Below are 9,000 nucleotides of genomic sequence, written 5' to 3' on the forward strand. Positions count from 1 at the left end.
CCATAGAGAAATCGAATAATGCGCTATTAAAAGATTGTCATGCCGTCCTAATTGTTTCCTTGTTGGCCTAGCTCTGGTCGGTAGTGGCGAGCAGTACCAATGGCCTTGTTAATACGTTTCAAATGGTCGATAAAGCGTGCTCTTCGTTCGATCAACACGAGGGCTTCAGCGATCAGCTCTCGCGCCTCTTGAGGCACGGTTTTCGCCCTTGCTGCTACCCCTGGTCGCTGTATTCTAACGGCATGCCACGTTGAGGGTGCGTGCCGGCTATGCTGTTGTCGGTTGACCCATTTACGCCATACCGGGTGAGGGCACCCGAGGCATCCATAGCCACACCGACTAACATCTAAAAGTACCGCGCCATGGGTACGTGGTTGGGCCTGCCTGATGCGCTCAACAATGTCCAGTAGCTGCCGTGTGTACTCGCCCATAATTGCATCTATATCGGCTGTCAGTGCGCCCACCATTAGCTCGGCCTCGTGTGCTAGCACCTCCCTATCAACAGTACGGCGTGATTGACGTTGATGAGTGTTCTCGGCCTGTGATTCATCGTCGTGATGTACTTCGTGCATTGCGGTTCCTATCGTCTTCTATCACTCATCAGGCGTGTTGTTCTGAGTGGCTTTAAAGGGGCTAAGTGGGTACGTCTGGCGGGTGTAAAATTGAGCGCCTTCCTTGGCGAGGGGAGTCCTTTTCGGTTTGCTTTTTATGCGATCGGCCAAGTGTCCTAGCCCCATCCAAGGGGTGCCCGGGATGCCTCTCGGCGGGGCTAGCGTGGATGCTCGTTTAGGAACACGCGACACTCCTGTATTGAGGTGCGGGCAGCCTCGGGAAGTTTTACTTGGTAGCGCTTCGCGGCGGACTCAGCAGCGGCTATCATTTTCGCGGTCGGAGCTTGGATCTGCATATACTTATCGATGAAGGTTTTGCACTCCCTGAATGAGGTCAGTTCTCCATTCAGCGTCACACCATTTTCGCCAGCTAGGCGCATAGCCAAGGCCTTCATCTTGTCGGTCGGCGGCGGTGTCTGCTGCATTACCTCGTCCAGGAATGAGCGACATATCTCGAAGCTCTTTTCGATGCCCTCTGGTAGCGTAAGACTGCGTGCAGCGGCTAGCTTGCGTGCTGCGGAAACCATGTTCTCTGTGGGGCCATTGGCTGCTTCTAAAACTGCCTCAGGTGCATTGTCCATGATGTCGATTGCCTCTTTGATGCGGGTAGTAATGAAGTCGCGTTGAGCAGTTATAAACGTGTCGCGGGCGTGCTTAGCCGCTGTGTCGTTGGGGGCGTTCTGGATTGCATCGAGCTGGCGCTCCCAAGCGGCTGTCACGCGCACATCGGAGAGTTCGGTGGGGGTGTTATCGATGAATGCGCGGCCTCGTGGTGTGGAGACAATTAGCTGCTGTTTCCCCTTGCGCTTGGTGGCTACGTATTCGCGATCAAACAACGTCTGGATAACCGTATCCCGAGTGGCTGGGGTGCCGATCCCTTCAGCCTTTCGGAGTGCTGCTGCATCTTCCCCTTCGACGTGTCGGCCTGCATTGAGCATTGCGCTTAGCAGGTCGTGCAGCGTGTAGTGTTTGGGCGGCTCGGTGCGTGCCTCATGAAGCCTTACAGCCTCGATGGGAATGCTGGCGCCGGCTACCAGTGGTGGCAGGTCTTTCTGTTCTTTGTGAGCCTCGAAAGCGGACATCCAGCCGTGGTCAATGACGCGCTTGAAGGTGCCGGAAAACAGCGCTGGCTGCCGCTCTATCACGTCCTCGACATCGATGCTGGCGCTGACACTCAAGGACTCGACGGTAGCGGCTGGCAGGAGGGCCTGGATGAATTGTTTTGCACAGGCCAGGTAGACCTTTTGTTCGGCCTCGGTACGATCTGCGAGGTTCGGAGTTTTGCGCGTTGGAATGATCCCGTGGTGGTTCATCGGCTTGTCGGTAAAGCAACGTGGCCGTGGCACCTCCGCACTCTCCATGCAATGCCGGCGACCAGCTTGGCGGGCTGGCGCCATAAGCGCGTCATCAGCCTTTGCTGCGCCACCCAGAATGGCCAATAAATCGTTCCGGTTATACAGACTGGCGGGCAGTTCTCCATGCTCTGTTCGTGGGTAGGTCAGGTAACCATCGCTTCGCATTGAATCGGCCGCTTTCAGCGTCTGTGTGGCCGTGAGGCCGTACTGTTTTGACATGTCTCGCTGAAGCGCTGTGAGGCTGTATGGCAGCGGTGGATGCTTGGCTGTTTGCTTTGTCTCGGCCTCCAGAATGGCGGCGTTATCGACGGTCTCTAGGCGCTTGGTAAAGGCCAACATGGCAGCCCTGTCCAGGAACATCGGCTTGCCGTCATCCTGCAGCTGGATGCTGCTGGCGCCAGCTATTGGGGTGGCCGGTGAATAGGTCAGCTCGCCCCCGCCCAGGGTGATCTTCGCCTGGTAGTGATCGACTGGAATGAAGGCTTCAATTGCGCGATCGCGGGTAACAACTAGCCCAAGGGTGGCGGACTGTACGCGGCCGGCCGACACGAGCCCAGCCTTGCCCTTACCTTTGGCTAAATCGCTACCCATAAGGCCTAAGCGAGCGGTTGCCGTGTATGCACGGACAAGGTACTGCCAGAAGCCATCCGCGTTGGCTCGGGCCTGCTGAGCCCGCCAGAAAGAAATGGTTTCTCCGGCGTTCCTGAGGCGCTTGGCCGCGGCCTGAACATCGGCCGCTTCCATAGAGCCGGTCAGCCACATCCGCTTCACCGAACCGCGGTACTTTGCGTACTGCAGGATCTCGTACCCGATGGCCTCGCCTTCGCGGTCTGGATCGGTGGCCAACCATACTTCTGTTGCTTGAGAGAGTTCTTTTTTAAGGTTTCCCAGGTATTTCTTACCGCGGTCGGTAGGCGTCTGAGGAAAGGCGGTAGGTAGGGGCAGAAGACTGCGGGGATCGCGCCAATTGGCCTCTGGGCTCACCTCGGAAGGCTCAACAGGCGCCAGCAAATGCCCAGCGGCCCAAACTAAGGTAAGTGTTATGCCATTCCAGGTGCCGGTGTAGGCGTTGCCGCTGCGCGTAAGACCTAAAGCAGGGGCTATTTTGTCGGCCTGGTCGGAGTGTTTCTCACACAGAATGAGTGCTCGTGATGTCATCCTGAAGGTCGTCCTTCGGTAGAGGAAAGTAAGCGGAATAAGCACCGCTCAGAAGCAAACCGACAATACGATGTCTTTCATCTCTAAAGTGTATTGCATACTTAAAAAGTGTCGTCTAGTATAGCAACACATAGGCAGCGGAAAAAGCTTAACAACCCTCTGCCGAACGAATTAAGCGGATTGCGCCCGCTATCTCCTCTCTCCCCTGACACGGCTTCGGGGATGCGCATTAGCCGTCTGGTCGTCTCGGTAACGGGGCTACCGGAGAGCCCTCTGAGTTAGCCCTGATCCGGCTTCTCTCTCACTCTCAACTCAGAGGGCTCCCCAGTAGCAGATCCAGAGTTTGAAGTCGGGCGCGGCCCGGGCGTGCTGACAATCCACGCTCCCCAGTAAGAGCCTGTTTCCCTGTACCTCACCCGGCCTCCCCAGCCGGGTTTTTTTTATTTGCGAGGGCGATCCATGGACAACCTTGAGGAATTGAGCGGCGTGATCAGTGCCGTTCGTTTCGTAGGTGAAGAGGGATTTCAGATCCTGACTGTGCGCGATGCTCAGGAACAGGAGGTAACGCTGGTGGCTGTATGTCAGCCGCTCAACGAGGGGGAGTCTGTACAGGCCCGCGGCACTTGGGGCACGCATCCTAAGTTCGGCAAGCAGTTCAAAGCCGATCGGCTCATCACGCAAATACCTCAGGAGTCCAAAGCGCTGGGTGCATACCTTGCGAGTGGCAAGGTGGCCGGCATTGGCCCCAAGTTCGCTGCGCGGTTGGTCGCCCATTTCGGTGATGGGCTGCGCGACGTACTCGGTGACGAAAAGGCCTTACGGGCTGTGTCAGGCATCGGTAAGAAGAAAGCAGTGGGGATAGCGGCGAGCTGGAATGAGTACCAAGAAGCGCGTGATGCATTGATCTTCCTGCAGGGGCATGGTCTGGGCGCTTCACGTGCAATGTCGGTCTTTCGCCAGTTGGGCCAGGAGACCATTGCGAAAGTATCCGCCAACCCCTACCGCACCTTATTGAAGACTCGAGGTATAGGGTTTCGTATAGCCGATGCTATGGCTCAATCTCTTGGCTTCGAGTTGACCCACCGCGATCGACTCATTGCGGGGCTTCGCCATGTCGTTGATGCACGATCAGCCTCGGGGCATACCCTGGCAACCTCGGATGAATTGGCCTCGGAAGGCGCGCAGCTCCTCGGGGTCGACGTGGCACGCATGGCCTCGGTTGTTGAACTGCTGCTGGCGCATGAAAAACTTATAAGTGTTGAGGGCGGGCTAGTTGGCCTGCCTTCGCTGGTGGAAGCCGAGAGAACCATCGCCACCGCGTTGCTAGCGCGTGCGGTGCATTGGAATGGCTGCAACCAAGTGCGTGTTGATGGCGAGCTGTCGGATGGCCGGGTGCTCAGTGATGAGCAGCGCCAAGCATTGGAGACCTGCCTTGCGTATGGGGTGGCTGTGCTTACGGGTGGGCCGGGGGTGGGGAAAACCACGGTGACTGAGGTGCTGGCGCAGACACTGGATGATGCTGGCCTTGAGCTGGCGCTGTGTGCGCCAACTGGCCGTGCCTCTCGGCGAATGTCGGAGGCAACCGGGAGGCCGGCGTCTACTATTCATCGTCTCCTGGGCGCTGGCGCCAGCGGCTTTGAGTTTAATGCTAGCAACCCGATCGAAGCGGATGTAGTGATCATTGATGAAGCATCGATGGTCGATGTGCCGTTGTTTCTGGCTCTGGTGGTGGCGCTGCCTGACCACTGCCGACTGTTCATCATCGGTGATCAGGATCAATTGGCCTCGGTTGGGCCGGGAAACATTCTTCGCGATGTGATCGGTTCGGGTGCTATCCCAGTGGCACGTCTTCAACAGATCCGGCGACAGGGGCCTGGCTCGCAAATTACTGTCCAGGCGCACGCCGTCAACCAGGGCAATAGTCCTCAATCGGTACCAGATAGCGACTTTGAGATTGTCGAAGTGCCGGAAGGCGGTGACCCCGAGCTGGTGTGTCGTGTGGCATTGCGGGTGGCCACTGAAGACATGCTGGCGCGTGGCTTCGATCCTCTTTATGAAGTGCAGGTGTTGACACCCATGCACGGTGGTCCGGTCGGAACCCGTGCTCTCAATGAAGCGTTACGAAGCTATCACGTCCCGGGCGATCGGGGCTCTGTGACAATCCATGGTCGCCAATGGGCGCCAGGGGACAAGATCGTGCAGACCGAGAATGACTATAACCGTGATGTCTTTAATGGTGATCTCGGCTATGTGGTGACGGCAGACGCTGAGGAGAAAACCGTGCTGGCGCGGTTTGAGGATCGTGAAGTGCTATTCACCAGCGACACCCTCGGCAAGCTGCAGCTGGCCTATGCCATGACCGGACACAAAGCGCAGGGGTCCGAATTCCCTGCCGTGGTCATTCCTCTGGTGAGATCGCATTGGCACATGCTAGAGCGACAATGGCTCTACACCAGCCTCACTCGGGGCAAACGCCGCGTCGTACTCGTTGGTCACCCTTCTGCGATTAAGCGAGCCGTCCATCATGTCACCGGGCAGCGTCGACTTACCTCATTACCGCTTTGGTTGCGCTAGCCTGCCTCACCAGTATCACCAACCTATAAAGGAGAGATCCATGGCCAAGAGAAGGCTTGAAGTCGCCCGGGACCCCGGCGAGCCACCTACAGCCTGCCTTTCCCAGCTGGGACACGTTGAGGCGCTTGTGACCGGAGGTGTGGCATGACCGGCTTCATCGCCATTCTCTGGGTCGGCGCTCTCGCGTATGCCGTCTTCCTGGCTGTGATGCTCATTTTCGGCTGGGGTAATCTCAAGGATCGCCGCTTTTTAATCCGCTGGATGGTCGCCTGGTCGGCGCTGCTGGCGCTGACGATCGGGATACGAATGGCTGCGTCTGAGCCTGAACAGCCACCGCCTCCCCCCGCGCCGCTGCTGGGAACGCCGATGGCTGTGGCCACCTCGGCAGGTGACGAAACTGAACCGGATGCGGACTAGAAAAGCTGATCACCCCGCCTTCTTGGAAAGGGGATTAGTGGGTACGGCAATGTGTGTGAGCTTTGTGGAGAGTCAACGTAATGGGCAATCAGTCACCGACAACACGGTTCATCGAGATGGTGCCGCCTTTGCTGGTACTTGCTGGCGCGATCGCGCTGTTGCAGGTGCATGCGATTCAGTTTTGGACTGAGTTTGTTGGGCCGATGGGTTGGGCCTGGGCTGTTCTCCTAGAAGTCGTTGCATTGTGGCTCTGGTATCAGCGCCAGCTGGCTCGGCGAATGCTGGCCATGGTCGCCAGCGTGCTTACGCTTACCGGACCTATCTATATGGTTTGCGAGCCTCTGGTGGATGAGTGGCTGTCAGCGTCTCACGTCGACGCCAGCCGGGAGCTGCGCATTGAGCGGCTGGCTCTGGAGGCCTCGCGCCTTGAAGAGAGTATCGAGACTTTCCGGGCAAATAGTGAGGCCCGGGCTGGCTGGCTCGAACCGATACAAGTCGCACAGGCTCGTCTCGCTGAGGTTGACAGCCAGTTGGCGACTCTCGTGGCGGCGCCCCCGGCCGAGGCCTGGACCTGGCGCCAGCAGGCTTTGATCGGCATGCAGGCGGTGGCGCTGCTGATCTTCCAGCTGGCCGCGGTGCTCGCTATCACCTCTCTATCCAAACTGCGCCAGCAAGCATTCGCCAAGGGTGTCACCCCGCGCCCTACCTCCTCTTGCGACAGGTTGCGCGAGGAAACGCCCGGAATTGGGCAGAACTTGGTTGTAGCAGGTGCGCTAAACACCGAGTCCGCTACATGCAACCTCGAACCGGAGCTGGGTTTGCCCAGTATGGGTGAAGCGAATAATGACAGTGAGCTGGGAAAGGGAGGGTTCGCGTATGCCGATATTGTCGTGCTTCGTGACGCCCTGGAGCAGTTGCTCGAGGACCGAGAAATGACGCAGGCAGCATTCTGCCGTGATCACGATTTCTCGCCTAGGGATCTTTCGCTACTGCGCCGACACGAGGCGCGTTGTGCAGCGGGAGAGCGGACAATCTCCATAACAGCCCTGGATCGGCTAGCCGAGATTCTTCGGCATCATCCGACCAGCTGTGCTGAGTAACGTAGGGGGTAGACATGTGCTCTGCACTCAATGCAACGAACAAGCCGGATTTGCTAGCAGACGACGCACTAGCAAATGAACTTCATGAGTACCTACGTCATCGTGCCGTTATTGAGCAAGATCTGCGGCGTGTTGGCATCACTGATACCACCCCTCTTGAGTTGGCCGATCGCATCATTGCCGATGCGATGCACTCAGCCTATGCCTGTATGCTCAGCGCCCACAAGCTGACCCATGCAGGTATCGCCAAGGGGAGAGAACACAATCACAGGAGGCAAAGCGATGGCGAAACCTAGTCATTGCAAGGGCGAGCTGGTGGCACTCTCTAGCGGTGGGGCAACCCATTACCAGTGCAGCGGGCTATATCGTGCCCTGGTTGATCTCAACCTGGGTGAGCTGGCTGAGCAATATTGCCTACAAGCCCCTTATCGCCAAGCGACACTGGATAGTCTCAACATGGGCACCCTAACCATCGACGATATTAACGCGATGGAGGCTTCCGGTGCCTATGCGCATCGGGACATCTCGGATCTAGGCTTTGGCCAATACCTGATTCATCGCGGCTATCTTCAGCTCGTGATGATCAACGAGGTTCACTGTGGTGCAGGGTTCTCCCCCGACATCGTGAGGGAGTCAGCCAATGCTCGGGCACAGACCCTGAGCCAGCTTTCAGGTGGGCATGTATGAACGCCATTGCCCCACACCCCATTCACCATGATATGCCAGATAGCACCATGACCGAGCGAGCCTCATGCCCAGTCTGTGCCTGTCAGGACAGTCCAGACTACCTAAAAAGAATCACCGACTGGTTTCATGCCCACTGGTTGGTGTGTCAGCGGTGCGGTTACCAGACCACCACACATTCCTCCTACGAAGCGGCTGAACGTGACTGGGACATGGCATCACTAGGCCGACAAGCAGAAGAGGCTGGACTGCTTGTGCCGGCCATTCAGGTATTTTCGATGCGTGACCTGGAGCTGTTGGAGTCCCTTCAGAAGGAAGCCTCTGAGGGTGATTGTGCGCGTACCTATCTTGTCTCCCGTGACTCACTGGTGCGCTGGAAAGAGATCGCCCGCCTTGGTCGGGACGAAGTAGACGAAACGCTGCAACCAGCGGTGGCGTCTGTCGAGCAGGAAATTGCTGACCTACTTCAGGCTCAGTGTGACGAGGACTGAAAGCATTGCGCTGTTGCGGAGAATGATCAATGCATAAATATTTGCGGGTTCGTAAAGAAGCCACCTGCCTCGCGAGGCATGTAAGCCTGCAGATATGTCGAGTCAGGGGGCTGAACCGTCTCTATACCCACTACTCGATATTGGAGCTGCTGACGAATGCCAATGAGTGGCTACTTAGTCTCGCGGTCGATGATTGGCAATCGATTAACGATACTTACGCTGAGCTGCCGAGACTGAGTTTCCCCGTTGCGTTTGTCGCGATCGGGGATGGCGTGATTCGAGCGCTTTGGGATCGACTAGTGGATGCAATTGCCATGGAGGCCGGCAAACCAGTGCCTGTCACCATGGACCAAGCGGATGAAGCCACTCGACACGCCCTACAGCCGGTGGTGAGTCAGTCAGAGTGGCTGAAGATGTGTCAGGCCACCCCGTATTTTGGCGTTAGGCGTCGATTCATGGGGCAATACGTGCTCGAAGCCTTCCCCAATGAAGCCGCAACTCCAAGGGAGAGCCTTCCCGCTCATTTGAAACATACCATCCCGGCTCGTTAGCGCTTCACCATGGCGGAAGGTGCTCTATCTCGCACCCATTAACTACAGAGGAACCCAGC

General features: G+C 57.4%; 9 protein-coding genes. 7 read left to right on the forward strand and 2 right to left on the reverse strand.

From position 1 onward, the window contains the following. Positions 1 to 47: 47 nt before the first annotated feature. On the reverse strand, positions 48 to 572 hold the full coding sequence (locus CXF87_RS10840; RefSeq protein ID WP_083025292.1) for a hypothetical protein: 525 nt from the start codon (positions 570 to 572) through the stop codon (positions 48 to 50). Between the two features lie 197 nt (positions 573 to 769). After that, on the reverse strand, positions 770 to 3,124 hold the full coding sequence (locus CXF87_RS10845; protein ID WP_008957431.1) for a DNA topoisomerase: 2,355 nt from the start codon (positions 3,122 to 3,124) through the stop codon (positions 770 to 772). A 459-nt stretch (positions 3,125 to 3,583) separates the two neighbouring features. Between CXF87_RS10845 and recD2 the strand changes: the two genes are divergently transcribed. From recD2 to CXF87_RS10880, 7 genes are all read left to right on the forward strand, one after another. Beyond that, complete coding sequence (gene recD2, locus CXF87_RS10850) at positions 3,584 to 5,698, forward strand: SF1B family DNA helicase RecD2 (RefSeq protein WP_008957432.1); 2,115 nt, start codon at positions 3,584 to 3,586, stop codon at positions 5,696 to 5,698. Between the two features lie 144 nt (positions 5,699 to 5,842). Next, entirely contained in the window at positions 5,843 to 6,115 is a 273-nt protein-coding gene (locus tag CXF87_RS10855; RefSeq protein ID WP_008957434.1) for a hypothetical protein, read from the forward strand. A gap of 80 nt (positions 6,116 to 6,195) precedes the next feature. Then, positions 6,196 to 7,215, forward strand: coding sequence for a helix-turn-helix domain-containing protein (locus tag CXF87_RS10860; RefSeq protein ID WP_035586634.1), 1,020 nt, complete (start codon positions 6,196 to 6,198; stop codon positions 7,213 to 7,215). A 14-nt stretch (positions 7,216 to 7,229) separates the two neighbouring features. After that, positions 7,230 to 7,511 carry a hypothetical protein gene (locus CXF87_RS10865; protein WP_008957436.1) on the forward strand — a complete coding sequence of 94 codons (282 nt, stop codon included), beginning with the start codon at positions 7,230 to 7,232 and terminating at the stop codon, positions 7,509 to 7,511. Next, positions 7,498 to 7,902 carry a hypothetical protein gene (locus CXF87_RS10870; protein ID WP_008957437.1) on the forward strand — a complete coding sequence of 135 codons (405 nt, stop codon included), beginning with the start codon at positions 7,498 to 7,500 and terminating at the stop codon, positions 7,900 to 7,902. The genes CXF87_RS10865 and CXF87_RS10870 overlap by 14 nt, the downstream gene beginning before the upstream one ends. Next, positions 7,899 to 8,390 carry a hypothetical protein gene (locus CXF87_RS10875; protein ID WP_008957438.1) on the forward strand — a complete coding sequence of 164 codons (492 nt, stop codon included), beginning with the start codon at positions 7,899 to 7,901 and terminating at the stop codon, positions 8,388 to 8,390. The genes CXF87_RS10870 and CXF87_RS10875 overlap by 4 nt, the downstream gene beginning before the upstream one ends. A gap of 29 nt (positions 8,391 to 8,419) precedes the next feature. After that, positions 8,420 to 8,941 (forward strand): hypothetical protein, encoded by a 522-nt coding sequence (locus tag CXF87_RS10880; RefSeq protein ID WP_008957439.1) that lies wholly within the window; start codon positions 8,420 to 8,422, stop codon positions 8,939 to 8,941. Positions 8,942 to 9,000 lie beyond the last annotated feature (59 nt).

The organism is Halomonas sp. MES3-P3E, from assembly GCF_002836035.1.
GTDB classification, from domain to species: Bacteria; Pseudomonadota; Gammaproteobacteria; order Pseudomonadales; family Halomonadaceae; genus Vreelandella; species Vreelandella arctica.

Excerpts from the sequence above, each read along its gene's own strand:
- CXF87_RS10865 (WP_008957436.1), top strand. The coding sequence starts at position 7,230 with ATGTGCTCTGCACTCAATGCAACGAACAAGCCGGATTTGCTAGCAGAC.
- CXF87_RS10845 (WP_008957431.1), bottom strand. The coding sequence starts at position 3,124 with ATGACATCACGAGCACTCATTCTGTGTGAGAAACACTCCGACCAGGCC.
- CXF87_RS10855 (WP_008957434.1), top strand. The coding sequence starts at position 5,843 with ATGACCGGCTTCATCGCCATTCTCTGGGTCGGCGCTCTCGCGTATGCC.
- CXF87_RS10840 (WP_083025292.1), bottom strand. The coding sequence starts at position 572 with ATGCACGAAGTACATCACGACGATGAATCACAGGCCGAGAACACTCAT.
- recD2 (WP_008957432.1), top strand. The coding sequence starts at position 3,584 with ATGGACAACCTTGAGGAATTGAGCGGCGTGATCAGTGCCGTTCGTTTC.
- CXF87_RS10875 (WP_008957438.1), top strand. The coding sequence starts at position 7,899 with ATGAACGCCATTGCCCCACACCCCATTCACCATGATATGCCAGATAGC.
- CXF87_RS10860 (WP_035586634.1), top strand. The coding sequence starts at position 6,196 with ATGGGCAATCAGTCACCGACAACACGGTTCATCGAGATGGTGCCGCCT.
- CXF87_RS10870 (WP_008957437.1), top strand. The coding sequence starts at position 7,498 with ATGGCGAAACCTAGTCATTGCAAGGGCGAGCTGGTGGCACTCTCTAGC.
- CXF87_RS10880 (WP_008957439.1), top strand. The coding sequence starts at position 8,420 with ATGCATAAATATTTGCGGGTTCGTAAAGAAGCCACCTGCCTCGCGAGG.